The sequence below is a fragment of the Kitasatospora sp. NBC_01560 genome (assembly GCF_045208415.1).
Classification (GTDB): domain Bacteria; phylum Actinomycetota; class Actinomycetes; order Streptomycetales; family Streptomycetaceae; genus Kitasatospora.
In genome coordinates this window covers 4,154,358-4,178,017 of record NZ_CP109364.1, presented here as the reverse complement: position 1 = coordinate 4,178,017, position 23,660 = coordinate 4,154,358, and the positions used below count along the sequence as shown (strand labels likewise).

Annotated in this window: 26 protein-coding genes; 17 read left to right on the top strand and 9 right to left on the bottom strand. The window is 74.8% G+C overall.

Features of this window, described 5'->3' with window-relative positions; all coding sequences use genetic code 11:
- Window positions 1-105 precede the first annotated feature (105 nt).
- Window positions 106-555 (bottom strand): hypothetical protein, encoded by a 450-nt coding sequence (locus tag OH807_RS18090; RefSeq protein ID WP_406199864.1) that lies wholly within the window; start codon window positions 553-555, stop codon window positions 106-108.
- Between the two features lie 167 nt (window positions 556-722).
- Here OH807_RS18090 and proC point away from each other — a divergent pair, with 167 nt between their 5' ends.
- The 3 genes from proC to OH807_RS18075 all read left to right on the top strand — a co-directional run bounded on the left by proC (window position 723) and on the right by OH807_RS18075 (window position 3,522).
- Entirely contained in the window at window positions 723-1,550 is an 828-nt protein-coding gene (gene proC / locus OH807_RS18085) for a pyrroline-5-carboxylate reductase (RefSeq protein WP_406199862.1), read from the top strand.
- A 32-nt stretch (window positions 1,551-1,582) separates the two neighbouring features.
- The gene (locus OH807_RS18080) at window positions 1,583-2,242 is read left to right on the top strand and encodes an HAD family hydrolase (protein ID WP_406199859.1); all 660 of its coding nucleotides are present in this window, start codon (window positions 1,583-1,585) and stop codon (window positions 2,240-2,242) included.
- A 77-nt stretch (window positions 2,243-2,319) separates the two neighbouring features.
- Window positions 2,320-3,522 carry an MFS transporter gene (locus tag OH807_RS18075; protein WP_406199857.1) on the top strand — a complete coding sequence of 401 codons (1,203 nt, stop codon included), beginning with the start codon at window positions 2,320-2,322 and terminating at the stop codon, window positions 3,520-3,522.
- Window positions 3,523-3,568: 46 nt separating this feature from the next.
- Here the strand turns inward: OH807_RS18075 and OH807_RS18070 are convergent, their stop codons facing one another.
- On the bottom strand, window positions 3,569-4,042 hold the full coding sequence (locus OH807_RS18070) for a MarR family transcriptional regulator (protein ID WP_406199854.1): 474 nt from the start codon (window positions 4,040-4,042) through the stop codon (window positions 3,569-3,571).
- Between the two features lie 112 nt (window positions 4,043-4,154).
- On the opposite strand from OH807_RS18070, the gene OH807_RS18065 reads away from it, so the two are divergent.
- From OH807_RS18065 to OH807_RS18040, 6 genes are all read left to right on the top strand, one after another.
- Window positions 4,155-4,529, top strand: a complete 375-nt coding sequence (locus tag OH807_RS18065) for an HGxxPAAW family protein (RefSeq protein ID WP_406199851.1) — start codon at window positions 4,155-4,157, stop codon at window positions 4,527-4,529.
- 82 nt (window positions 4,530-4,611) lie between these two features.
- Window positions 4,612-5,808, top strand: a complete 1,197-nt coding sequence (locus tag OH807_RS18060) for an acetoin utilization protein AcuC (protein WP_406199849.1) — start codon at window positions 4,612-4,614, stop codon at window positions 5,806-5,808.
- A 274-nt stretch (window positions 5,809-6,082) separates the two neighbouring features.
- Entirely contained in the window at window positions 6,083-6,292 is a 210-nt protein-coding gene (locus tag OH807_RS18055; protein ID WP_148644250.1) for a helix-turn-helix domain-containing protein, read from the top strand.
- A gap of 188 nt (window positions 6,293-6,480) precedes the next feature.
- Entirely contained in the window at window positions 6,481-6,579 is a 99-nt protein-coding gene (locus OH807_RS18050; RefSeq protein WP_003948845.1) for a 30S ribosomal protein bS22, read from the top strand.
- Window positions 6,580-6,727: 148 nt separating this feature from the next.
- Complete coding sequence (locus tag OH807_RS18045; protein WP_406199847.1) at window positions 6,728-7,873, top strand: NAD-dependent epimerase/dehydratase family protein; 1,146 nt, start codon at window positions 6,728-6,730, stop codon at window positions 7,871-7,873.
- Between the two features lie 7 nt (window positions 7,874-7,880).
- Window positions 7,881-8,891 (top strand): lysophospholipid acyltransferase family protein, encoded by a 1,011-nt coding sequence (locus tag OH807_RS18040; protein WP_406199844.1) that lies wholly within the window; start codon window positions 7,881-7,883, stop codon window positions 8,889-8,891.
- A 154-nt stretch (window positions 8,892-9,045) separates the two neighbouring features.
- Here OH807_RS18040 and OH807_RS18035 read toward each other — a convergent pair whose 3' ends face one another.
- From OH807_RS18035 to OH807_RS18025, 3 genes are all read right to left on the bottom strand, one after another.
- Window positions 9,046-10,359 carry a DUF5667 domain-containing protein gene (locus OH807_RS18035; protein ID WP_406199842.1) on the bottom strand — a complete coding sequence of 438 codons (1,314 nt, stop codon included), beginning with the start codon at window positions 10,357-10,359 and terminating at the stop codon, window positions 9,046-9,048.
- 292 nt (window positions 10,360-10,651) lie between these two features.
- Complete coding sequence (locus OH807_RS18030) at window positions 10,652-11,371, bottom strand: ECF subfamily RNA polymerase sigma factor, BldN family (protein ID WP_406211063.1); 720 nt, start codon at window positions 11,369-11,371, stop codon at window positions 10,652-10,654.
- A gap of 734 nt (window positions 11,372-12,105) precedes the next feature.
- A complete protein-coding gene (locus OH807_RS18025; protein WP_406199839.1) occupies window positions 12,106-13,113 on the bottom strand; it encodes an HAD family hydrolase in 1,008 nt (335 codons plus the stop codon).
- A gap of 135 nt (window positions 13,114-13,248) precedes the next feature.
- On the opposite strand from OH807_RS18025, the gene OH807_RS18020 reads away from it, so the two are divergent.
- The 7 genes from OH807_RS18020 to hemB all read left to right on the top strand — a co-directional run bounded on the left by OH807_RS18020 (window position 13,249) and on the right by hemB (window position 20,750).
- Complete coding sequence (locus OH807_RS18020) at window positions 13,249-13,533, top strand: glutaredoxin family protein (RefSeq protein WP_406199837.1); 285 nt, start codon at window positions 13,249-13,251, stop codon at window positions 13,531-13,533.
- 178 nt (window positions 13,534-13,711) lie between these two features.
- Complete coding sequence (locus OH807_RS18015; RefSeq protein WP_406199835.1) at window positions 13,712-14,539, top strand: exonuclease domain-containing protein; 828 nt, start codon at window positions 13,712-13,714, stop codon at window positions 14,537-14,539.
- A 101-nt stretch (window positions 14,540-14,640) separates the two neighbouring features.
- Window positions 14,641-15,540 carry a redox-sensing transcriptional repressor Rex gene (locus OH807_RS18010; protein WP_406199833.1) on the top strand — a complete coding sequence of 300 codons (900 nt, stop codon included), beginning with the start codon at window positions 14,641-14,643 and terminating at the stop codon, window positions 15,538-15,540.
- Window positions 15,541-15,648: 108 nt separating this feature from the next.
- A complete protein-coding gene (locus OH807_RS18005; RefSeq protein WP_406199831.1) occupies window positions 15,649-16,983 on the top strand; it encodes a glutamyl-tRNA reductase in 1,335 nt (444 codons plus the stop codon).
- A 41-nt stretch (window positions 16,984-17,024) separates the two neighbouring features.
- Window positions 17,025-18,035: a hydroxymethylbilane synthase gene (hemC, locus tag OH807_RS18000; protein ID WP_406199828.1), complete on the top strand. Its 1,011-nt coding sequence runs from the start codon at window positions 17,025-17,027 to the stop codon at window positions 18,033-18,035.
- The gene (locus OH807_RS17995; RefSeq protein WP_406199826.1) at window positions 18,032-19,699 is read left to right on the top strand and encodes a uroporphyrinogen-III synthase; all 1,668 of its coding nucleotides are present in this window, start codon (window positions 18,032-18,034) and stop codon (window positions 19,697-19,699) included. The genes hemC and OH807_RS17995 overlap by 4 nt, the downstream gene beginning before the upstream one ends.
- Window positions 19,700-19,769: 70 nt before the next feature.
- On the top strand, window positions 19,770-20,750 hold the full coding sequence (gene hemB / locus OH807_RS17990) for a porphobilinogen synthase (protein WP_406199824.1): 981 nt from the start codon (window positions 19,770-19,772) through the stop codon (window positions 20,748-20,750).
- Between the two features lie 81 nt (window positions 20,751-20,831).
- Here the strand turns inward: hemB and OH807_RS17985 are convergent, their stop codons facing one another.
- The 3 genes from OH807_RS17985 to OH807_RS17975 form a co-directional block, all read right to left on the bottom strand.
- Window positions 20,832-21,089, bottom strand: coding sequence for a hypothetical protein (locus OH807_RS17985; RefSeq protein WP_406199822.1), 258 nt, complete (start codon window positions 21,087-21,089; stop codon window positions 20,832-20,834).
- 222 nt (window positions 21,090-21,311) lie between these two features.
- Window positions 21,312-21,656 (bottom strand): rodlet layer protein, encoded by a 345-nt coding sequence (locus OH807_RS17980; protein ID WP_406199819.1) that lies wholly within the window; start codon window positions 21,654-21,656, stop codon window positions 21,312-21,314.
- A gap of 79 nt (window positions 21,657-21,735) precedes the next feature.
- A complete protein-coding gene (locus OH807_RS17975) occupies window positions 21,736-22,080 on the bottom strand; it encodes a rodlet layer protein (RefSeq protein ID WP_313764319.1) in 345 nt (114 codons plus the stop codon).
- A 298-nt stretch (window positions 22,081-22,378) separates the two neighbouring features.
- Between OH807_RS17975 and OH807_RS17970 the strand changes: the two genes are divergently transcribed.
- Window positions 22,379-23,035: a hypothetical protein gene (locus OH807_RS17970; RefSeq protein WP_406199817.1), complete on the top strand. Its 657-nt coding sequence runs from the start codon at window positions 22,379-22,381 to the stop codon at window positions 23,033-23,035.
- Between the two features lie 160 nt (window positions 23,036-23,195).
- Here the strand turns inward: OH807_RS17970 and OH807_RS17965 are convergent, their stop codons facing one another.
- The gene (locus OH807_RS17965) at window positions 23,196-23,567 is read right to left on the bottom strand and encodes a hypothetical protein (protein WP_406199815.1); all 372 of its coding nucleotides are present in this window, start codon (window positions 23,565-23,567) and stop codon (window positions 23,196-23,198) included.
- Window positions 23,568-23,660 lie beyond the last annotated feature (93 nt).

Genomic DNA, 23,660 nt, shown 5'->3' with positions numbered 1-23,660 from the left:
CCTGATCGGGGGCACACCTTGTGGTGAACTCGTGTGCGGTGTGCGGCGATCACCCCTTTTGTCCGGTCCCGGACGGGCCGTCACGGCCCGGCTCCGGACGGGCCGTCACCCCTTGCGGCGGGCCTGCTTCACCGAGCCGACCACGCCCGCGACCGCCAGCAGGATGCCGGCGGGCAGCAGCGAGAGGAAGAACGCGCCGAACAGGCCCGCGTCACCGAGGACCGTCTGCGCCAGCATGTTCAGCACCAGCAGCGCGCCGGCCGCCGGCAGCGCCGACTGCCACGGGTGCTCGGCGGCCCACCGGCGCAGCCGCCGGTCGCCGGTGTCCCGCCGCAGCGAGCCGCCCACCGTGCCGACCAGGAAGAAGAAGAACAGCGCCCAGCCGGCCGGGCCGGCCAGCATGCTCAGCGACCAGTCCTCGACGACCGCATCGATCGCCAGGGACGTCGCCCCCACCACCGCACCGACCCCCGCGGCCGTCCGCCACGGGCCCGTCGTCGCGGCGGCGACGGCGGCTTGCCGGTTCTCACGTCGGGACATCTCTCCGTGTGCCATGCCTCCACGGTGCGCCTCCGGAACAGCCCCGGGCCATAGGGGAGAACCCCGAGTTTCTCCCTAGGGAGGCGGGCCGGCGGCCGGCCGGTTCCCGCAGGGTGGACGCTGCCGCTGCGGGCGGCCGGGCGGTGCGAGGATGGCGGCAGGAACGGACGCGAGGAGCGGGCATGGGCAGCGCAGCGGCACACGGACAGAAGATCGCCTTCCTCGGCACCGGCAAGATCGGGGAGGCCCTGCTCTCCGGCCTGCTGCGGGCCGGGAAGGACCCGGCGGACGTCCTGGTGACCCCCCGCCGGCCGGAGCGGGCGACGGAGCTGGCCGCCGCGTACGGCGTCACCGTGGTCGGCAACGGCGAGGCCGCCAAGCTCGCCGACACCCTGATCCTGGCGGTGAAGCCGCAGGACATGGGCACCCTGCTGGACGAGCTGGCGCCGCACGTCGGCCCGGACCGGCTGGTGATCTCGGCGGCGGCCGGCATCCCCACCGCCTGGTTCGAGGCCCGGCTGGCGCCCGGCACCCCGGTGGTCCGGGTGATGCCCAACACGCCCGTCCTGGTGGACGAGGGGATGAGCGTGATCTCCGGCGGCTCGCACGCCACCGAGGCGCACCTGGAGCGCGCCGAGGAGATCTTCCGCTCGGTCGGCAAGGCGCTGCGGCTGCCGGAGTCCCAGCAGGACGCGGCCACCGCGCTGTCCGGCTCCGGCCCGGCGTACTTCTACTTCCTGGTCGAGGCGATGACCGACGCGGGCATCCTGCTCGGCCTGCCCCGGCACGTGGCGCACGACCTGATCGTGCAGTCGGCGATCGGCGCCTCGGTCATGCTGCGGGACTCCGGCGAGCACCCGGTGAAGCTCCGGGAGGCGGTCACCTCGCCGGCCGGCACCACCATCGCGGCCATCCGCGAGCTGGAGAACCACGGGGTCCGGGCCGCGCTGCTCGGCGCCCTGGAGGCGGCCCGGGACCGCTCCCGCGAGCTGGCCTCCGGCGGCAAGTAGCCGCCGGGAGGCCGCCCAGTAGGCTCGAACGCATGGCCTACGACTTGGTGATCTTCGACAACGACGGTGTCCTGGTGGACAGCGAGCCGCTCTCCAACCGGCTGCTGGCCGAGTACCTGACCGAACTCGGCTACCCGACCACGATCGAGGACTCCTACCGGGACTTCATGGGCACCGCCGCGCACCGGGTGCACGACGTGATCGCCGAGCGGTACGACGGCGCGCAGCTGCCGGACGGCTTCGACGAGCTGTTCCACGCCCGGGTGTTCGCCGGGTTCGGCACCGAGCTCAGCGCCGTCGCGGGTGCGGAGGCGCTGCTGGCGGAGCTCCGGCGGCGCTCCGTGCCGTACTGCCTGGCCTCCTCGGCGCACCACCGGTGGATCCGGACCGCGCTGGACGTCACCGGCCTGCGCGGCCACCACCCCGAGGAGCGGATCTTCAGCGCCCAGGACGTCGGCGTCGGCAAGCCCGCGCCGGACCTCTTCCTGCACGCCGCCCGCACCCTCGGGGTCGACCCGGCCCGCTGCCTGGTGCTGGAGGACAGCGTCAACGGGGTGCTCGCGGCCCGGGCGGCCGGCATGGACGTCTACGGCTACACCGCCCTCACCGACCCGGCGAAACTGACCGCCGCCGGCGCCACCGGCCTGATCGCCGACCTCGCCGAGGTGCCCGCCCTGCTCGAACTGCCGTAGCGCACCCCCTCCCCAAAAGCCGCGCGGACCCCTACGCTCTCGCCAACATCGGCGTACCGGCCAGTAGCGAGGTGTCAGTGACGACCACGAGTACCGTGATCCCGCCCCGGCTCCGGGCGGGCCGGGCCGCGCTGGCCGCGAGCTTCCTGCTCCAGGGCGTCACCTTCGCGCTGCTGGTCACCTGCATCCCCGAGATCCAGGACCGGTACGGGCTGAGCGACGCGCTGCTGCCGGTTTTCCTGGCGGCGGTGCCGGTACTGGCCGGGGTGGGGTCGATCACCTCCGAGCAGCTGGTGCGTCGGGCGGGCGCGCGGGCCGTGCTGCGGGTCGTCCAGCCCGCCGTCTGCCTGAGCCTGGCGGCCGTCGGCCTCGGTCGCACGCTCTGGCAACTCGCTCTCGCACTGGGGGTGTTCGGCCTGCTGGTCGGTGCGCTGGACGCCAGTATGAACATGCTCGGCGTCGGCCTGCAGCACCGCTACGGGCGCTCGATCATGATCGGCTTCCATGCCGCGTTCAGCCTCGGCGGGATCATCGGCGCGGCGGTGGCGGGCCTCGGCTCGCACGACGACCTGGGCCTGCCCGTGCTGTTCGGCACGGCCGCCGCGGTGGTCGCCCCGCTCGCCCTGCTGGCCGGCGCCCGGTTCGCCGGGCCCGCCGAGCTCGGCGACGCCGTCCGGCAGGCCGCCGAGGCCGCCGCCCGGTCCGTCCCGTGGCGGCCGCTGCTGCCGCTCTGCCTGGCGATGGCCTTCGCCTACATCGCCGACGCCTCGGTCTCCAACTACAGCGTCAAGTACCTCACCGACGGCCTGGGCAGCCCCGAGGACGTCGCCAAGCTCTCCTACCTCGGTTACATGGTGGCGATGCTGCTCGGCCGGGCGGTCGGCGACCGCGCCGTGCAGCACTGGGGGGCCGTCCCGGTGGTCCGCGGCGGCGCCGCGCTGGCCGCGCTGGGCTTCGCGGTCGCGGCCGCGGCGCCCGGGCCCTGGGCCGGGATCGCCGGCTTCACCGTGCTCGGTTTCGGGATCTGCGCGATCATCCCGCAGGTCTTCGCGGCCGGCGGGCGGCTCCTCCCCGCCGACTCGGACGCCGCGGTGGCCCGGCTCAACCTCTTCAACTACGTGGGTTTCCTGATCGGCTCGCCGCTGGTCGGGGCGATCGCGGCCGGCAGCTCGTACCGCTGGGCGCTGCTCGCCCCGATGCTGCTGGTGCTGGCCGTCCTGCCGCTCGCCACCCGCTTCGCCCCGGCCGCCGCGCCCCTGCCGGCCCCGGCACCGGCCTGACGCCGGCCTGACACCGGCCTGACACCGCTGTGAGGCGGCGCGGGGCTCAGCGGAGCTCGTCCAGCGACTCCTGCATCAGCGCCCGGGCCCGGGTGAACCAGTCGGCGAGGACGGCGACCTCGTCCGGCGTGTAGTCGGCGAACAGTGCGCCGAGCCGTTCGTAGAAGGGCCCGTAGACCGTCAGGATGCGCTCCTGGGCGGTCTGCGCCATCACCACCCGGACCCGGCGGCGGTCGGCGGGGTCGGCCTCGCGGTGGGCGTATCCGGCCTTCTCCAGCCGGTTGAGCACGCCCGTCACCGCGCCGGTGGTCAGGTGCGCCCGTTCGGCGAGGTCGCCGGCCGCCAGCGGCTCCCCGGTCTGCGCCGCCTCGATGACGAAGCCGAGGCAGGTCAGGTCGGTGACGTTGAGCCCGAGTCGCGCGGCGATGTCCTGCTGTCCGAACTGGGCGAGCGCGATCATCCGGTCCATCGCGTACTGCGCCTGTTCGGCCGTCGCCTGCCGGCGCGGCTTGCCCTCCACGGGGAATCTCCTTAGCATCTAAGTTACTTAGCTCGCGAGATAAAACGTCTGCTCGGGCCGCCCCGTCCTGCGGTCCGGCCGATCGCGACCCCATCACACCAAAAGAGGAGACATGGGCGCACACGACCAGCACGACATGGGCCACACCGTCGCCGGCTGGGCGGGCGCCGCCGTCGCCGTCGCCGGCAGCGCCGCCACCGGACTCGCCCTGGTGGCCGGCTCGGTGCCCGGGCTCTGGCTCGGCGCGGTGGTCACCGCCCTCGGCGCACCCACCGCCTGGCTGCTCCACCTCGCCGGCCGGGGCAAGCCCACCGGACCGCGCCCGCCCGGTCGGCGGCACTGGCGCACCCGCGACACCGCCGCCCGGCACGGCCACCCCGGCTGCCTCGGCTGCCGGCTCGCGGGCCGCACGGGGGCCGCGCCCGCCCGGGCCGCCGCGGCCCCCGCCGCCGGGCCCCGGCCGGCCCGCCGCCCCGCCGGCCGGTAGGCCCCGGCCGGCCGGCGCGGCGCGTTGCCCGGGCCTGCCCCTGGCGGCCGTCGGGCCGCCGCGACGCACTACCGTGGAGGCCATGCCCGAAGCCGAGCGTGACACCCCCTGCGGCCTGCACCTCTACTGGGACGAGGCGGTCACCGCCTACGACTTCGGTCCCGGCCACCCGATGGATCCGGACCGGCTGGCGCTCACCATGCGCCTGGTGGAGTCGCTCGGGCTGGACGCCGGCCCCGGGGTGACCGTCCGCTCCGCGCCGCCGGCCGGGGACTCCACGCTCCGACTGGTGCACACCCGGGAGTACGTCGAGGCGGTCAAGCACGCCGCCGCCCACCCCGACGAGCAGGACCGGCGGCACGGGCTCGGCACCGACGACAACTGGGCGTTCCCCGCCCTGCACTCCGCCTCCGCCCTGATCGCCGGGCAGTCGGTGGCCGCCGCCGAGGCGGTCTGGCGCGGCGAGACCCCGCACGCCGTGAACTTCGCCGGCGGCCTGCACCACGCCATGCCCGGCAAGGCGTCCGGCTTCTGCATCTACAACGACCCGGCGCTCGCCATCGCCCGGCTGCTCGAACTCGGCGCGGAGCGGGTCGCCTACGTCGACGTGGACGTCCACCACGGCGACGGCGTCCAGCAGGCGTTCTGGGACGACCCCCGGGTGCTCACGGTCTCCCTGCACGAGCACCCCGCCACGCTCTTCCCGCAGACCGGCTGGGCCACCGAGACCGGCGGCCCGGCGGCGCCCGGCTCGGCCGCCAACCTGCCGCTGCCGGCCGGTACCGGCGACGCCGGCTGGCTGCGCGCCTTCCACGCCCTGGTGCCCGAGCTGCTGGCCGCCTTCCGCCCGCAGGTCCTGGTCACCCAGCACGGCGCGGACACCCACCTGGAGGACCCGCTCGCCCACCTCGCCGTCACCGTGGACGCGCAGCGGCTGATCGCCGAGGAGTTGCACGCGCTGGCCCACGAGCACGCCGGGGGCCGCTGGATCGCCCTCGGCGGGGGCGGGTACGCCGTCGTGGACGTCGTCCCGCGGACGTGGACCCACCTGGTCGCCACCGCCGCCGGCCGGCCGGTCGACCCGGCCACCGAGACCCCGGAGGTCTGGCGGGCCGAGGTCTACCGGCGCACCCGCCGCCCGGCCCCGCAGCGGATGACCGACGGCGCCCGGCCGTCCTGGCGGGACTTCGACGCGGGATACGATCCCGCCGACCGGCTCGACCAGGCGATCCTGGCCGCCCGCCGCGCCGTCCTGCCGCACCACGGACTGCTGCCCTGACCAGCGGTCCACCGGGCGCCCGGTGGACCGCGCCCGGCCGGTGCCCGAACCGCGGCCCCCGGTTGTGAAGGGGCAGGGCGGTGCGCACGCCCCCTAGTGCAGACCGCCGAGCGACTACGTAATGCAACGGTCCTATCTCTCACCGTACGACAACCCGGCTTCTCCCTCTTCCCACTGGTACCACCCATAACTACTCTGGGGATACACGTGTGCCGGTGGAGTCACCGGAGGGGAAGCCGGTGCCTTGCACACGGGTAAGGGTCGGGTGATGGTCATGAGTTCCGGCGAACGCCCCCTGCAGGAAGTCGTCTTCCTGACCGTGGCCGAAGTGGCTGCGGTCATGCGGGTGTCGAAGATGACGGTGTACCGGCTGGTGCACAGCGGAGAACTGCCGGCCATCCGGGTCGGGCGGTCCTTCCGGGTGCCCCAGCAGGCGGTGCACGAGTACCTGAAGGAGTCCTACGTGCGGCTCGAAAGCGCGTAGGACAGGCAGCGGGCCGGGGTCCACAGCCGGTGGGCCCCGGGCTCGTTCGCCGCAGATTTCCCCCGAGTTTCCCGGTCGGCGGGTGCACGATTACAGCCCTGGGCAAGTGGACGGTAGGCTAGGCCCTCCGTCAGTCGTATGGACTCCGTCTCTCACGGACGGAAGTCTCAGTGAGCGAGGGTTGTTCCGTGGGCTCTGTCATCAAGAAGCGTCGCAAGCGTATGGCCAAGAAGAAGCACCGCAAGCTTCTGAAGCGCACCCGCGTGCAGCGTCGCAACAAGAAGTAAGCGCCCCGGCCGCGCAATGCGCGCCCGGCGCTTCCTCCGCCCGTCCAGGCCCTCGTGGTCTGGGCGGGCGGTGTCGTTTCACGGCCCGTGGCGGCGGCGCGGTACGGTGCACGCAGGTCGCCGAGGCCGAGGAATGGGGTGCAGCACCGTGGGGCAGGTCGTGCTCGTCACCGGTGTGGCCCGCCGGCTCGGGGCCCGTTTCGCCGCCGAACTCCGCCGCCGGCCCGGGGTCGACCTGGTCGTCGGCGTGGACGTGCTGCCGCCCCGGCAACCCGTCGAGGAGCCGGACGGCCCGGCCGCCCCCTACCGCTTCCACCAGCTCGACCTGCGCCGTCCGGCGGTGGCCCGGGTGATCGCCGAGCACGGCGTCGACACCGTCGTCCACCTGGCCGTCAGCGCCACCGGCCTGGGCTCCACCAACCGCTCGGCGGTCAAGGAGTCCAACGTCATCGGCACCATGCAGCTGCTCGGCGCCTGCCAGAAGGCACCCGGGGTGCGCCGGCTGGTGGTGAAGTCGACCACCGGCGTCTACGGGTCGGCGCCGCGCGACCCGGCGGTGTTCACCGAGCGGACCCAGCCGAAGAACCTGCCCGGCGGCGGCTTCGCCAAGGACGCGGTGGAGGTCGAGGGTTACGTCCGGGGCTTCGCCCGGCGCCGCCCGGACGTCGCGGTGACGGTCCTGCGGTTCGCCAACATCGTCGGCCCCGGCGCGGACACCCCGCTCAGCGCGTACTTCGCCCTGCCGGTGCTGCCCACCGTGCTCGGGTACGACCCGCGGCTGCAGTTCGTCCACGAGGACGACGCGCTCGCCGTGCTCTCCCTGGCCTCCGGCGAGCCCGGGCCCGGCGCCGTCAACACCGGCACCTTCAACGTCGCGGGGGAGGGCGTCCTGCTGCTCTCCCAGTGCGCCCGCCGGCTGGGCCGGCCGACGCTGCCGCTGCTGCTGCCGGCGATCGGCTGGATGGCCGGGCTGGCGCGGCAGACCAGGATGGTCGACTTCTCCCCCGAGCAGCTGCGGCTGCTCACCCACGGCCGGGTGGTGGACACCGCCCGGCTGCGCGAGACCTTCGGCTACCGGCCGGCGTACACCACCCCGGAGGCGTTCGCGGACTTCGCCGCCGCGCAGTCCGCCGGCCTGCTGCCGCCGGCCCGGCTGGCCGCCGTCACGGACGGCCTGGCCGCGCTGCTCGGGCGCGACCACGGCCCGGCCGGCCCGGCCCCGGGCCCGCCCGCCGACCCGGCCGCCGGCCCGCGCTCCGGTCCGACCCGCCCGCCGACCCGACCCAGGAGCTGAACCCGCGATGAATGCCGCAGCCGAGAACGCGCCGGGCGAGGCCAAGGTCATCCCGATCGAGTCCGCACCCAGCTGGAGCGAGCCCGACCGCCCCGCCGGGCTGGCCGACCAGCTCGCCGACGCCGTCGGCGGGGCGCTGGCCGGGCGGCTCGGCCCGGCCGCCACCCGGCTGTTCGGCAAGGGCTGGGAGGGCCGGGCCGCGGAGGGCCTCGCCTTCCTGCGCCGCCGGCTCACCGGCGACTACGAGGTGGACGAGTTCGGCTTCGACCAGGAGCTGACCGACCAGGTGCTGCTCTCGCTGCTGCGCCCGCTCGCCGAGAAGTACTTCCGGGTCGAGGTGCGCGGCATCGAGAACATCCCGGCCGAGGGCGGCGCGCTGATCGTCGCCAACCACTCCGGGACGATCCCGCTGGACGCCCTGATGACCCAGGTCGCCATCCACGACCACCACCCGAGCCGGCGCCATCTGCGGATGCTCGCCGCCGACCTGGTCTTCGTCCTGCCCGGCGTCAACGAGCTGGCCCGCAAGGCCGGCCACACGCTGGCCTGCAACGAGGACGCCCAGGGGCTGCTGGAGCGCGGCGAGCTGGTGGGGGTCTGGCCGGAGGGCTTCAAGGGCATCGGCAAGCCGTTCTCCGAGCGCTACAAGCTGCAGCGGTTCGGGCGCGGCGGCTTCGTCTCCTCGGCGCTGCGGGCGCAGGTGCCGATCGTGCCCTGCTCGATCGTCGGGGCCGAGGAGACCTACCCGATGATCGGCAACTTCCGGACGCTGGCCCGGCTGCTGGGCCTGCCGTACGTGCCGATCACGCCGACCTTCCCCTGGCTGGGGCCGCTCGGGGCGATCCCGCTGCCGACCAAGTGGACCATCCAGTTCGGCGAGCCGATCAACACCGACCGGTTCCCGGTGGAGGCCGCGGACGACCCGATGCTGGTCTTCGACCTGGCCGACGAGGTGCGGGAGACCGTCCAGCACACCCTCTACACGCTGCTGGTGCAGCGGCGGTCGGTGTTCTTCTGATTCCGGCTCCCCCTGAGGTTCCGGGGGCTCCCGGGGCCCCGGGGTTTCGGGGTTTCGGGGTTTCGGGGACTGTCGGGGCTTCGGGGCGGCACTGAGGGGCCCGGCGCTGCTGCCGGGCCCCTCGTCCGTCCTCACCCCGACCGGGCCTCCCCGGTCAGCCGCCGAGGATCCGCAGCCCGGGCAGCAGCCCGGGGATCAGCGGGGGTACGTCGACACCCTGCTGCTGGGCGCCGTCGGCGGCGGTGCTGGGCGCGCCGGACGGCTGCGGGGCCGCCCGGTCGGGCACCGGGTCGGGGCTGGGCGAGGGCTTCGCCCCGGTCAGCCCGCTGGTGAGGTTGTCGACCAGGCCGCTCACCGCGCCCGCGGCGTTGCTGGGCGCGCTGCTCGGGGCGCCGGCGCCGCTGCCGCCGCTACCGGGCGTGCTCGCCCCGGCGGACGGGGCCCGCTCGGTGCTGCCGGGCCTGCTGCCGCCGGCGCTGCCCGCACCGCTGTTCTGGGCCGGTCCGGCGCCCGGTGCGGCGTTGCCGCCGACGGCCGGGGTGCCGGCCGGGGAGCCGCCGTTCGCCGCGGAGCCCGCGCCGCCGCCCGCCCCGGTGCCGGCCGTGCCGCTGCCCTTGGCGGGCGGCTGGGCCAGGCGCAGGGGCGCGACGTCCTCGCTTATGTCGTCGAAGAGCTGGTCGACGAGATGCGCCTGCGGGATCAGCTGGACGGGGAGCTGGCTCTGCAGCTCGCTCCAGCGGCCGTCCTCGTCCTGGGCGAAGCCGGCCAGGGTGCGCATCGGGTCGAGCGAGCCGTTGGTGCGGTACACCGAGCGCAGCAGGTCGCGGCCCTTGAGGGCGTCCGCGTGCATGTCGTCCAGCGCCTTGCGGACCTGGTCGACGGTGCCCGGGCTGAGCGAGCCGGCCGCGTCCGTCCGGCCGACCAGGCTCGTGGCCTCGTGGAGCCGGGTGGCCGCGTTGCCGAGCAGCAGTTCGCCGCGCTCGCTGTCGGAGTCCGCGAAGTCCAGCCGGAGCCCTTCGAGCCCGCGCTTCATGCCGTAGAGCGTGTCCCCGGGCAGGGCACCGGCGCTGGCCGCGGCCACCCCGGTGAAGCTCCCGACGGCCAGCCCGGCGACCAGTCCGCCGATCGCGAACCGGCGGCTCCAGCGTCCGCGCGGGGCCACCCGCAGTGCCCGGTGCCGACGCTGGCGGGGCACCACGGCGCCCTGGCCGCCGGCGAAGGCCTGCTCGAACGCGGCCATCAGCTGGGCGCGTTGGACGCTTCGGACCTCCGGGTCCAGCGCCGGTCCGGGCAGCGAGCCGAGTGCACCGGCCATGCCGACCAGCTCGGCCATGGCGGCCGAACCGGCTCCGGTGGCAGCGGTGTTGGCCGATCCGGCCGCGGCGGGGCCGCGTTGCTCTGCCTGGTGGGCCTCCAGCGCCTCGGCGAAGGCCTTCGCCCGCCGGTGCTCCAGCACGTTTGCCGTCACGGGCCACACCTCCCTTCGTCGTTGTCGACACCCCGGCCTGCCGGACGGTTGCCTCGGCGGGCCAAAGCCACTCCATCGGGTGAGAGGTCGCAATTCGACTTGACCGTACGCCTGGTGGGGGCTTGCACGCTGGCCAACGAGTGGTGCGGGCGGTCGGTTACGCACGGCTGATCATCGGACCGACCGTTCACCCGGACGTGTCGGGCCGCCGCCGTCGGTGACGGCCCCCCGGTTATCTCCCCGGGACAGTCTCCGGCGCCGTCGCCGGTGGTGGTCCCCGATGCGGTCGCGCTCACCGCGCGTCGGGGGGCAGCAGGCGGGCGAGGGTCCGCACCGCGCGGTACTGGAGGGTCTTGATGGCGCCCTCGTTCTTGCCCATGATCCGCGCCGTCTCGGCCACCGAGAGGCCCTGCAGGAAGCGGAGCGTGACGCACTCCTGCTGCTGCGGGTTGAGCCGGCGCACCGCGTCCAGCAGGGCGGCGTTGGAGAGCGACTCCAGCACCGACTCCTCGGGGCTGCGCTCGCACTCGTTGGAGTCGAGCATCTCGCCGGTGGTGACCTCCAGCCGGAACCGGCTGGACTTGAAGTGGTCGGCCACCAGGTTGCGGGCGATGGTCACCAGCCAGGCGCCGAAGTCCCGGCCCTGCCAGGTGAAGGTGCCGATCCGGCGCAGCGCGCGCAGGAAGGTCTCGCTGGTGAGGTCCTCGGCGGTGGCCCGGCTGCCCACCCGGTAGTAGATGTAGCGGTAGACGGTGTCCGCGTAGTGGTCGTAGAGGCGGCCGAAGGCCTCGCTCTCGCCGGCCTGGGCCCGCTCGACCAGCTCCATGATCGGGTTGTGCTCGGTCTCGAAGCCGGGGCTCGGGGCCGTCCTGGCCCGGCTGCGGCTGCTGCCGGTGGCGCCGGTGCGGCTGCGCGAGCCGGTGCCGGCCGAGGAGCCGGCGGCGGTGGTGCGCAGGGCCGGGCCGGGGGGGTGCGGCTGGCCGTGGCCGAACGGGACTCCGGCGGGCACCAGTTGGGGGGAGACGGTGAGCTGGCTGCGGAGCAGGGTGCGCAGCAGCTCCAGGCCGGTGGAGATCTGCCGGGTGGAGGCCGGCCGGCCGCGGAGGCTGGTGCGGGAGCGCAGGGGCGCGGGCGACGGGCGGGAGGGTGCAGGCGCGTCGTTCCGGACGGGTGGGTACACGGGACTCCCAGAGGCAGAACTGTGGACGGATCACCTCCGCCTGCGCGGAGAGCACGCCCGCGCCGCCCGGTCGGGAGGTGCGCGTGGGTGACGTGCATCCAGGAGAGAATAACGCTTTGTGCAATGACAGCTACACCGTGTGGTCGAAGTGGTCGTTTGGGATCCGCATGACGCGGCATTCTGGCCGACACTGACCGAAGATGTCATCGTTCATCCGGCTCAACGTGATCGAACAGGCGCACAGGGTGACCAATTCGGCGGTCGGGCGGGCGGTTTCCCAGCCATTGGCCTCGGTAACCCCCGACTTTCCCGGTCTGGCGAACGATCAGAACCAGTCGCCGGCTGACAGGTTCGGTCGTCGGGCTTCGAGGAGCCTCCGCCACGCGGCAGTTAGCCCGTACGGGGGGCTTGGTCGGCATGCGGATTGACGCGTGGTCACCCCCGGAGAGGGCCTCCCGGCCGTCCGGACCGTCCGGCGCGCGGGTGCGCCCCGCGCCGGAGCGCCGGGGGTTCGAAAAGGGTTCGGCCGGGGTTCGCCGAACGGCCGGCCGGCGGTCGGCCGGCGTTCAGGCGCGCTGCCGGCGGTGCAGCGCGACCGCGGCCGCCGCCGCCCCCGCGGCGACACCCAGGGCGGCCGCCGCCGGCAGGCCCACCCGGGCCGCCTTGCGACCGGTCCGGAAGTCCCGCACCCGCCAGCCCTGGGCCCGGGCGTGCCGGCGCAGCGCGCCGTCCGGGTTCACCACGTACGGGTGGCCGACCAGGGAGAGCATCGGGATGTCGTTGGCCGAGTCGCTGTACGCGGCGCAGCGGTCCAGGTCGAGCCGTTCGCGGCGGGCCAGCGAGCGGACGGCGGCCGCCTTGGCGGGCCCGTGCAGCAGCTCGCCGACCAGCCGGCCGGTGTAGAGGCCGCCCCGGGCCTCGGCGACGGTGCCGAGCGCGCCGGTCATGCCGAGCCGGCGGGCGATCACCCGGGCCACCTCCAGCGGGGCGGCGGTGACCAGCCAGACCCGCTGCCCGGCCTCCAGGTGCATCTGGACCAGGGCGCGGGTGCCCGGCCAGATCTTGTCGGCGACGACCTCCTCGAAGACCTCCTCGCAGATGGCCTCCAGGTCGGCGGTGCGCTTGCCGGCGACCAGGCCGAGCGCGGTGTGCTGGGCGTCGGCCATGTGGTCCGGGTCCTCGGTGCCGGCCAGCCGGAACCAGGCCTGCTGCCACGCGAACCGGGCGATGTCGCGGCGGGTGAGGAAGCCGCGGCGGTAGAGGCCGACCCCGAGGTAGAAGACCGCGGCGCCGCGCAGGATGGTGTTGTCGCAGTCGAAGAAGGCGGCGGCGTGCGGGTCGTCCCGTTCGGGGGTGTGGTTCCCGGCGGGGGCCCTGGGGGTCTTCGCGGGCTTCCCGGCCGGCTCCGCCGTCCGGGCCGCCTCGGCCGTTCCGGCCGTCCGGGCCGGCTCCCGGTCGGTGGCCGGGCCGGTCCGCAGGGCTGCCTCCGCGGCCGCGGCCGCGGCCTCGCCGGCCTGGACGGTCCGCTCGGTGGTGGGACGCCTTGCCTGGGTGAGCCTTCGGAGCACGGCCATGCCACCGAGCATAGCCAGCCGGGCCGGGAGGGGCCGTGACGACGGCGTGCCCGGGTGGTGAACAGCGGGCTCCGCCCGGCCGCGCCGCCGGGTGGGGGTGGCCGGGCGCCCGCGGGGCGGGCGCACAATGGCCGGGTGAGCCCTCTGCTGCGACGTGACAAGAGCCCGAGCCCGAAGCCGTCCGACCGGACGGTGACCCTGATCGGCAAGCCGGGCTGCCACCTGTGCGACGACGCCCGGGAGGTGATCCTCCGGGTGACCGGCGAGCTGGGCGCGGCCTTCGAGGAGCGCGACATCACCCAGGACGAGGCGCTGTACCGGACGTACGCGGAGCAGATCCCGGTCACCCTGGTCGACGGCCGGCAGCACGACTTCTGGCGGGTGGACGAGCGACGGCTGCGCGCCGCCCTGGGGGCCTGAGCCGCCGGGGGCCGTCCGGTCGTCCGGACACGGACGGCCCGCACCCCGCCGACCGGCGGGGGCGGTTCGCCGAATCGTTGTGAAGAAATCCGGGATCGGCCGGGGGCGCCCGTCGGTGGTCGGCTTACGATCGAACTCGTTTGCGCCCGTGGGGGGCTGAGCACACGAGGAGTGCGCCATGCTTCCCGGTCCGACCCCAGGGCCGCCCCCCGCCCCCGTGGGCGCCGGGGGCTTCGCCGTGGTGGACGTGGAGGCGACCGGCCGCAGCCCGTGGCGGCACCGGGTGGTCGAGGTGGCCGTGGTGCTGCTGGACGCGGCGCTGCGCCCGGAGGCGGAGTTCTGCACCCTGCTGGACCCGCTGGGGCCGGTCGGTCCGACCCATGTGCACCGGATAGCCCAGGCGGACGTCGAGGGCGCCCCCCGGTTCCGGGAGATCGCGCCGCGGCTGCTGGAGCTGCTGGCCGGCCGGGTGCTCGTCGGCCACCACGTGACCTGCGACCACGCCTTCCTGGATCGGGAGTTCGCCCGGATCGGAGTGCTGCTGCCGCCCGTCCCGCTGCTCTGCACGATGCGGCTGGCCCGTGCGCACCTGCCGCAGGCCCGCGGCTACGGCCTGGTGGCCTGCGCGGAGGCGGCCGGGCTGGGCGGGTTCCCGGCGCACACGGCGCTGGGCGACGCCCGGGCCACCGCCGAGCTGCTGCGGCACTGCGTGGGGGCGCCGTCCTGCCCGCCGGACGACTGGGTGGTGCCGCTGCGCGAGGCGGCGCGGGTGCCGTGGCCGCGGCTGGGCCGGCCGCGGTCCGGGCCGGCGGGCGAGCTCGTCCCGTGGCTGCGCCGCGAGCCGCTCGCGGAGCCGCCGGCGGAGCTGCTCGCGGGCCCGCCCGGGCCGTCGGGCGGGCCGCCGGGGGAGCCGCCGCCGCCGTTGCCGTACGGCCTGCGGACACCCGGCGCACAGCCCCCGGCGGTGGTCCCGAAACAGTCCGGTGCTATGGGGTCCAGGGCGTGATGCGCATCACTGTGCGGGGACAAATCGGACACCATCTTTGTGCACACGTTCACAAACGCATAGCCTGGCTGCCAAAGCCCAGCTTCACCCACAGGAGCACCGTGGCAATCGGCCGATCACCACAGAGCAGTTCGCAGACGCCCGACCAGGGCGCCGCGCGCCGACCCTCGCGTGCCCGGGGTATCCCGGAGGCGACCGTCGCCCGTCTTCCCCTCTACCTGCGGGCCCTCACCGCGCTCTCCGAGCGCTCGGTGCCGACGGTGTCCTCGGAGGAACTGGCGGCGGCCGCGGGCGTGAACTCCGCGAAGCTCCGCAAGGACTTCTCCTACCTCGGCTCGTACGGCACCCGCGGTGTCGGCTACGACGTCGAGTACCTCGTCTACCAGATCTCCCGCGAGCTGGGCCTCACCCAGGACTGGCCGGTCGTCATCGTCGGCATCGGGAACCTCGGCCACGCCCTGGCCAACTACGGGGGCTTCGCCTCCCGCGGGTTCCGGGTCGCCGCCCTGCTGGACGCCGACCCCTCCGTGGTCGGCAGCAGCGCGGCCGGCCTGCCGGTGCGCCACATGGACGAACTGGAGTCCATCGTGGAGAGCCAGCACGTCTCGATCGGTGTCATCACCACCCCGCCCGGCGCGGCCCAGCAGGTCTGCGACCGGCTGGTCGAGGCCGGCGTGACCAGCATCCTCAACTTCGCCCCGACCGTGCTGACCGTCCCGGACGGCGTGGACGTGCGCAAGGTGGACCTCTCCATCGAGCTGCAGATCCTGGCCTTCCACGAGCAGCGCAAGGCCGGCGACGAGCCGGACCGCACCGAGTCGGTGCTCGACCGCGCCCCCGGCCCGGTCCGCGCCGCCGCGGCCAAGCTGCGCCGGGCCGCCGGCGGCACCGGCAAGGCCCGTCCGGCCACCGAGCCGGCCGCCAAGGACGCCGAGGCCCCCGCCAAGACCCCGCAGGCCAAGACCGGCGAGGGCGAGCTCTCCGCGGTGATGCCGGCGTGAGCACGTGGAACGGACGCACCGCCGGGATCCGCGCCCGGCGCGCGGCCGCCGCCGGGCACGGCGAGGTGGGCGCATGAGTACCGGGATCCGTGGCACCAGGGGGCGGGCATGAGTCTTCTTGTCGTAGGGCTGAGCCACCGCACCGCCCCGGTCGGCGTGCTGGAGCGCGCCGCCCTGACCGGTGACGTCCCGACCCGGCTGCTGCACGACGCGGCGGCCACCGCGACCGTCGCCGAGGCCGCGCTGCTCAACACCTGCAACCGGATCGAGCTGTACGCGGACGTGGACAAGTTCCACGCCGGCGTCGCCGAGCTGTCGCTGCTGCTGGCCCACCACAGCGGGGTGGACCTGGAGGAGCTGACCTCGCACCTCTACGTCCACTACGAGGACCGCGCCGTCCACCACCTCTTCTCGGTGGCCTGCGGCCTGGACTCGATGGTGGTCGGCGAGGGCCAGATCCTCGGCCAGCTGCGCGACGCGCTGGCCAAGGCCCAGGACGAGCACACCGCCGGCCGCGGGCTGAACGAGCTGTTCCAGCAGGCCCTGCGGGTCGGCAAGCGCGCGCACAGCGAGACCGGCATCGACAAGGCCGGGCAGTCGCTGGTCACCTTCGGCCTGGAGCAGGTCGCGGCCGGTGCGGGCGCGATCGCCGGCAAGCGGGCCCTGGTGGTCGGCGCGGGCTCGATGAGCTCGCTGGCCGCCGCGACGCTGGTCCGCTCCGGCGTCACCGACCTGCTGATCGCCAACCGGACGCCCGAGCGGGCCGAGCGGCTGGTCGAGATCCTCGGCACCGGGGCGGCCCGGACGGTCGAGCTGGCCAAGGTGCCCGAGGCGCTGGCCGACGTCGACCTGGTGATCTCCTGCACCGGCGCGGCCGGTGTGGTGATCCGCGCCGAGGACGTCGCCGCCGCCGTGGCGAGCCGCGCGGGGGCGACCCCGCTGGCCTTCCTCGACCTCGCCATGCCGCGCGACGTCGACCACGCCGTGCACGAGCTGCCCGGCGCGCTCCTGGTCGACCTGGAGAGCCTCTCGCACGCCCACGCCGCCAGCCCCGGCGCGGGCGACGTGGACGCCGTCTCCGGCATCGTCGCCGACGAGGTGACCGCCTTCGGCGCCGCCCAGCGGGCCGCCCGGATCGCCCCCACCGTGGTCGCGCTGCGGGCGATGGCCTCCGAGGTGGTCGCCGCCGAGCTGGGCCGCCTGGACTCCCGGCTGCCCGGCCTGGACGAGCGCTCCCGCGCCGAGATCAGCCAGACCGTCCGCCGCGTCGTCGACAAGCTGCTGCACGCCCCCACCGTGCGGGTGAAGCAGCTGGCCGCGGAGCCCGGCGGCGCGTCCTACGCGGACGCGCTGCGCGAGCTGTTCGACCTCGACCCGGCGGCCGTGCACGCCGTCTCGGGTACCCCGATCGGCGCCCAGCCCTCCGGCGGGGGCGTCAGATGAACCGTCAGCCATCCCACGAGTACCACCGGGACGATCACCTCATGAATGGTCAACCGCTCACCGACCAGGCCCCGGCCGCCACCGCACCCCTGCGGCTCGGCACCCGGCGCAGCGCGCTCGCCATGGCCCAGTCGGGCATGGTCGCCCGCGAGGTGACCCGGCTCACCGGGCGCCCCGTCGAGCTGGTCGAGATCACCACCTACGGCGACACCTCCCGGGAGGCGCTGGCACAGATCGGCGGCACCGGCGTGTTCGTCTCCGCGCTGCGGGACGCCCTGCTGGAGGGCCGGATCGACTTCGCCGTGCACTCGCTCAAGGACCTGCCCACCGCCGAGCCCGCGGGCCTGGTGCTGGCCGCGGTGCCCGAGCGCGAGGACGCCCGGGACGCCCTGGTCGCGCAGGAGGGCCTGGCCCTGCAGGAGCTGGTCGAGAAGCTGGCCGGCGCCGGCCGCACGGCCCGGATCGGCACCGGCTCGCCGCGCCGGACGGCCCAGCTGAACGCCTGGGCCCGGGCCCGCGGCGAGCAGCTGGAGACGGTCGCGATCCGCGGCAACGTGGACACCCGGATCGGCTTCGTCGCCTCCGGCGAGCTGGACGCGGTGGTGCTGGCCACCGCCGGCCTGAACCGGCTCGGCCGCGGTGGCGAGATCACCGAGCGCCTCGACCCGGAGCTGATGCTCCCGGCCCCCGGCCAGGGTGCGCTCGCCATCGAGTGCACCGCCGCCGACACCGGCCTGACCGCCGCCCTGTCGGCGCTCGACCACCTCCCCACCAGGGTCGCGGTGGCCGCCGAGCGCGCCCTGCTGGCCACCCTGGAGGCCGGCTGCTCCGCACCGGTCGCCGCGCTGGCCACCTGGGGCCACGAGTACGAACTGCAGCTGGAGGGCGTGGTCGGCACCGTCGACGGCGCCACCGTGCTGAAGATGTCCGCCAACGGTCCGATCGTCCTCGACGAGACCGCCGAGCAGCAGGCGACGGCCCTCGGCCGCGCCCTCGCCGCCCGGCTGCTCGACGCGGACGCGGCCGCCCTGATGGGGGAGCGAGCCCGATGAGCCCCACCGCCGCCACCGAGACGCCGTTCCCGGCCGACAGCCCGTTCGCGGGCGGGCCGGCCGCCGCCGGACGGTGCACCTTCCTGGGCGCGGGCCCCGGGGACCCGGGTCTGCTGACCCTGCGCGCGGTCGAGGTGCTGGCCTCGGCCGACATCCTGGTCGCCGACCCGCTGACCGCCGCCGCCGTGCGCAGCCACTGTCCGGCCGGCGTGCAGGTGCACGCCCCCGCCGCCGAGGGCACCGACTTCGACCTGGCCAAGCTGGTCGCCGAGGCGGTCCGCTCCGGCAAGCACGTGGTCCGCACCGTCGACGGCGACCCGGGCCTGGACGGCTGCGCCGCCGAGGAGATGCTCAGCTGCGCCGGCGACGGGATCCCGTTCGAGGTGATCCCGGGCGTCGCCCAGTCGGTCGGCGTACCGGCCTACGCGGGCGTGCCGCTGCGCGGCACCGCCGGCACCGACGTCCGGTTCGTGGACGGCGCCGCGCTGCTCGCGGGCAGCCCGGTGGACCTGGGCGCGCCGGAGACCACCCTGGTGGTCCGCACCACGCTGGGCCAGCTGCCGGCCACCGCCAACGCGCTGGTCTCCAACGGCCGCAAGCCGGAGTCCGCGCTCAGCGCGACGCTCTCCGGCACCACGACCCGCCAGCGCACCTTCACCGCGACCCTGGCCACCATCGCGGCCGACCTGAAGGCGGCCCGGGTGCTGCCCTCGCCGGTCTCGGCCCCGGTGGACCCGGCGACCTCGGTGATAGCCGTGGTGGGCGAGCAGGTCGCCCACCGCGCCTCGCACTCCTGGTTCGAGACCAAGCCGCTGTTCGGCTGGAACGTGCTGGTGCCGCGCACCAAGGAGCAGGCCACCGGCCTGTCCGAGCAGCTCCGCTCGTACGGCGCGGTGCCGCAGGAGGTGCCGACCATCGCGGTCGAGCCGCCGCGCACGCCGCAGCAGATGGAGCGGGCGATCAAGGGCCTGGTCACCGGCCGCTACGAGTGGATCGCCTTCACCTCGGTGAACGCGGTGCGCGCCGTCCGCGAGAAGTTCGAGGAGTACGGCCTGGACGCCCGGGCGTTCGCCGGCATCAAGGTCGCGGCGGTCGGCGAGACCACCGCGCAGGCGCTGGTGGACTTCGGTGTGAAGCCGGACCTCGTGCCGTCCGGCGAGCAGTCCGCGGCCGGCCTGCTGGAGGACTGGCCGCCGTACGACCCGGTGTTCGACCCGATCGACCGGGTGCTGCTGCCGCGCGCCGACATCGCCACCGAGACCCTGGTGGCCGGCCTGGTCGAGCTGGGCTGGGAGGTCGACGACGTGACGGCGTACCGGACGGTGCGCGCCTCGCCGCCGCCGGCCGAGACCCGTGAGGCGATCAAGGGCGGCGGCTTCGACGCGGTGCTCTTCACCTCCTCCTCGACCGTGCGGAACCTGGTCGGCATCGCGGGCAAGCCGCACAACGTGACGGTCATCGCCTGCATCGGCCCGGCCACCGCGAAGACCGCCGAGGAGCACGGCCTGCGGGTCGACGTGATGGCCCCGGCCCCGTCGGCCGCGGCGCTGGCGCAGGCCCTGGCAGACTTCGGGGCCAAGCGCCGCGACACCGCGACCGCGGCGGGCGAGCCGGTCTACCGGCCCAGCGAGCGCCGGCCGGGTTCGCGCCGCAAGGCCCGCTGAGCACCTTCCCGGACCGGGGGCGGCCGCACCGCCGCCCCCGGCACTGCACAACCGTTCGGAGAGAGAAGCCGTGACCGCTGAATTCCCGTTCGTCCGACCCCGCCGGCTTCGCACCACCCCGGCGATGCGCCGGCTGGTCGCGGAGACCCGGCTGCACCCGGCGGAGCTGATCCTGCCGCTCTTCGTCCGCGAGGGTGTCGACGCGCCGGTGCCGGTCACGTCGATGCCGGGCGTCGTCCAGCACACCCGCGACACCCTGCGCAAGGCCGCGGTCGAGGCCGCCGAGGCGGGTCTGGGCGGCCTCATGCTGTTCGGCGTGCCGGCCGTGCAGGACGCGACCGGCAGCGAGGGCACCAACCCGGACGGCATCCTGCAGCAGGCGATCCGGGACGTGGTCTCCGAGGTCGGCGACTCCCTGGTGGTCATGTCCGACCTCTGCCTGGACGAGTACACCGACCACGGCCACTGCGGCGTGCTGGCCGCCGACGGCAGCGTGGACAACGACGCGACGCTGGAGCGGTACGCGGAGATGGCCCGGGTGCAGGCGGACGCCGGCGTCCACCTGGTCGGCCCGTCCGGGATGATGGACGGCCAGATCGGGGTGGTCCGCCGGGCCCTGGACGAGGCCGGGCACCAGGACGTGGGCATCCTCGCCTACACCGCCAAGTACGCCTCGGCGTTCTTCGGCCCGTTCCGGGAGGCGGTCGGCTCCTCGCTCAAGGGCGACCGCAAGAGCTACCAGCAGGACCCGGCGAACGCCCGGGAGGCGCTGCGCGAGCTGGAGCAGGACCTCGCCGAGGGCGCCGACCTGGTGATGGTGAAGCCGGCCATGGCCTACCTGGACATCCTGCGGCAGGTGGCCGACGCCTCGCCGGTGCCGGTCGCGGCCTACCAGGTCTCCGGCGAGTACGCGATGGTCGAGGCCGCCGCGGCGAACGGCTGGATCGACCGGGAGCGGATGATCCTGGAGACGCTGACCTCGATCCGCCGGGCCGGCGCCGGGCAGATCCTGACGTACTGGGCGCTCGAAGCCGCGGCGATGGTGAAGTAGCCCCGCCGGTTCCGCACGCACGGCGAAGGCCGGGCCCCTCCCGTGGCGGAGGGGCCCGGCCTTCGCCGTGTCGCCCGGGCGTCAGCCGACGTGGGCGAAGCCCTCCTCGCCGCCGAGCGCGTCGGTGGAGGTGGCGGCGCCCCAGCCGTGGGCACCGGAGTGGATGTGCGAGGTGTGGGCCAGGCCCCACCACTCGCCGGCCGCGAACACCGGGTGGGCCGAGGCGACGAACTCGCCGCCGCCGGCCAGGCCGACGTGCGCGAACGCCGGGGTGGCGACACCCGCGAGCGCGAGCGCGCCGAAGGCGGTCAGTGCGGCCTTGCCCAGCTTGTTCTTCATGGATCTGCCCTCTCGTTCGGAGCGCCCGTTCGGGGCGCCCTGCCACTGATCACGTGAACACACGGTGCCGTCCGTCCCGGCGCCCCACGCGCCGCGCCGACGGCCTGTCACCCGGCCGGCCCGCGCCCGAACGAGCCCGCCCGGCCGGGCAGTTGATCCCACCGAAGCCCGGAGGGCCCGGGGAGACGTCCCCGGGCCCTCCGTCCGCGCCATGCCCCTGGATCAGCCGATCAGGTGCGAGACACCCGCGTCGCCCGAGGACTGGGTGTTCTGGCCGACGTTGCAGATCTGCTTCGGGGTGCTGTTGAGGACCGGAACCTCGACCGGAACCGCGACGCCGACGACGGCGACCGCGATGTTGTGCACCTCGGGCAGGCAGATGTTGGCGTTGTCCAGGGTGTGGAAGTTCGGGCTGCCGTTGCCGTGGGTGCCGGTCTGGTTGGTGCCGCCGTTGCCCTGGGCGGAGACGGCCGAGCCGTCCGAGTCGGCGATGGCGGAGGCCGAGCCGGCGGACATCGCGATGGCGGCGGCGGCCAGGCCGGCGGCGGCGAGGGTCTTCTTGATCATTTCTGGTTTTCCTCTCGGGAGGTGAATCGGGGAGCGATTCGAAGGGTGGTTCGGGGAGGTGATGCAGCTGGGGAGCAGGTCAGCCGATCAGGTGGGAGACGCCGGAGTCGCCCTTGCTCTGGGTGCCCTGGCCCTGGGTGCAGTACTGCTTGCCACCGCTGTTGGCGATCGGGACCTCGACCGGGACGGCCACACCGAGCACGCCGACGGCGATGTTGTGGATCTCGGGGAGGCAGACGTTCGCGTTGTCCAGGAAGTGGAAGTTCGGGCTGTTGTCGCCGACGGTGCCGGTGAAGTTGGTACCGCCGTTGCCCTGGAGGGACGCGGCGGAGCCGTCCGAGTCCGCGATGGCCGAGGCCGGCGCCGCGGCGGCGGCCAGTGCGGCGACGGCCAGGCCGGCGGCGGCGAAGGACTTCTGGATCATGGGGAGATCCCTCTCTGAAAAGCTTTTGGTTTCCGTGCGTACAACGCGTACAACGCTCAGACCCGGTCTGCGGTCACTGACATGGAGATCAAAGAATGACGGCACGGAAGGTTACGGGGATTTTTGAAAAGAGTCCGGGAGGCGCGACCCGGGACGGTTTCCGGTCGGATTATTAGGCCGAACCGGTTAACCGCCGCAATCCGGGCTCCAGGTGTCTCGTTGAGACAGAGTGCTTTCCGGCTGCGCCCGCGCAGCCGCTCCCCCAGATCCCTGTACGGACAGCAGAACGGTGAAAAGCATGAAGTTCTCCAAGCGGGCCGGTGCGATGCTCCTGGCGGTCGGTGCGGGCATGCTCGCCTCCCCGGGGGCGGCGTCCGCCGCCGCCGTCGGTGCCGACCAGGTCGGGGCGCTGGAGGACAGGCTGGCCACCCAGCAGGTCCCGGTCGACGTGCCGCTCGCCCCGCTGGACAGCCGGATCTCCGGCGGCATCCCGACCTCCCTGGTGATGCCGCCGGTGCCCGGCCGGACCACCGGCAACGAGCTCCTCCCGGACCGGCTCGTCCCGGCGCTCGGCACCGGCAAGGTCGGCCCGACCGCCAAGGCCGAGCTGCCGCTGCCGCTGGTCGACCGGGGTGCGGACCTCGGTGAGCTGCTGCTGGAGGCGCCGGCCGCACCGCTGCACGCCGACACCCCCGGGATCGGCCTCGGCAAGCCGCTCGCGCTGGCCCAGGACGGCACCGGGCAGCTGGCCGACGGCGCGCTCAAGGTGGACGAGGTCGACCCGCGGCTGATCACCGGGGCGGTCCAGGCCGTCCCGGGGGCCAAGGCCACCCTCGGCAACGAGGACGAGCGGATCTCGGTCACCGACTCGGTGGGCGACCTGGCGGCGACCACCACCGCGACCACCACCGGTGTGGTGCAGCAGACCGGCCTGGCCGGCCTCGCCCAGCTCTGAGCTGCGCCCCGGGCCTCCGGGCGGCCATGAGCCGCCCGGAGGCCCGGGGTGACCGGGCGGCCCTGAGCGACGCCCTGGGCCCGACGCGCGGGGCCCGACGCGCGCGAGTCCGGTACCCCGTCCGCCCGGACGGGGTACCGGACTCGCGCATGCCCGGGGCTCAGCCGGGCAGGGCGCCGAGCAGCTGGCCGACCACCGGCAGGTCCCGCGGACCGCCGCCCGCGCTCAGCGGGCCGGTCAGCGTGCCGGTGGAGACCGGCGCCAGGCCGGAGTTGTCCGGCTGGACGGTGGCGCCGTTGTTCAGCACGTCGGCGGAGGAGTTGGCCCACGGGTCCAGGCGCAGGTCCTTGACCGGCGCGACGCCGTACCCGAGGCCGGTGGTCGTGCCGCCGAGCGCCTGGGCGAGGTCGGTCCTGGCCAGCGACGCGCCGCCCTCGGCGGGTGCGGCGTGCGCCGTACCGGCACCGGCGCCGAGCAGCATCGCGGCGCCCAGGGCGGCGGCGAGGCCGGCCCCGCTCTTCATCGAAACCATGCGTAATCACCCTTCGGGGGATCGGGGCCCCGGGCGGCTGGACTGCGCCCGGGTATGCCGAACTGCCCCCCGGCCGGCTGGTCGGGGGGCAGT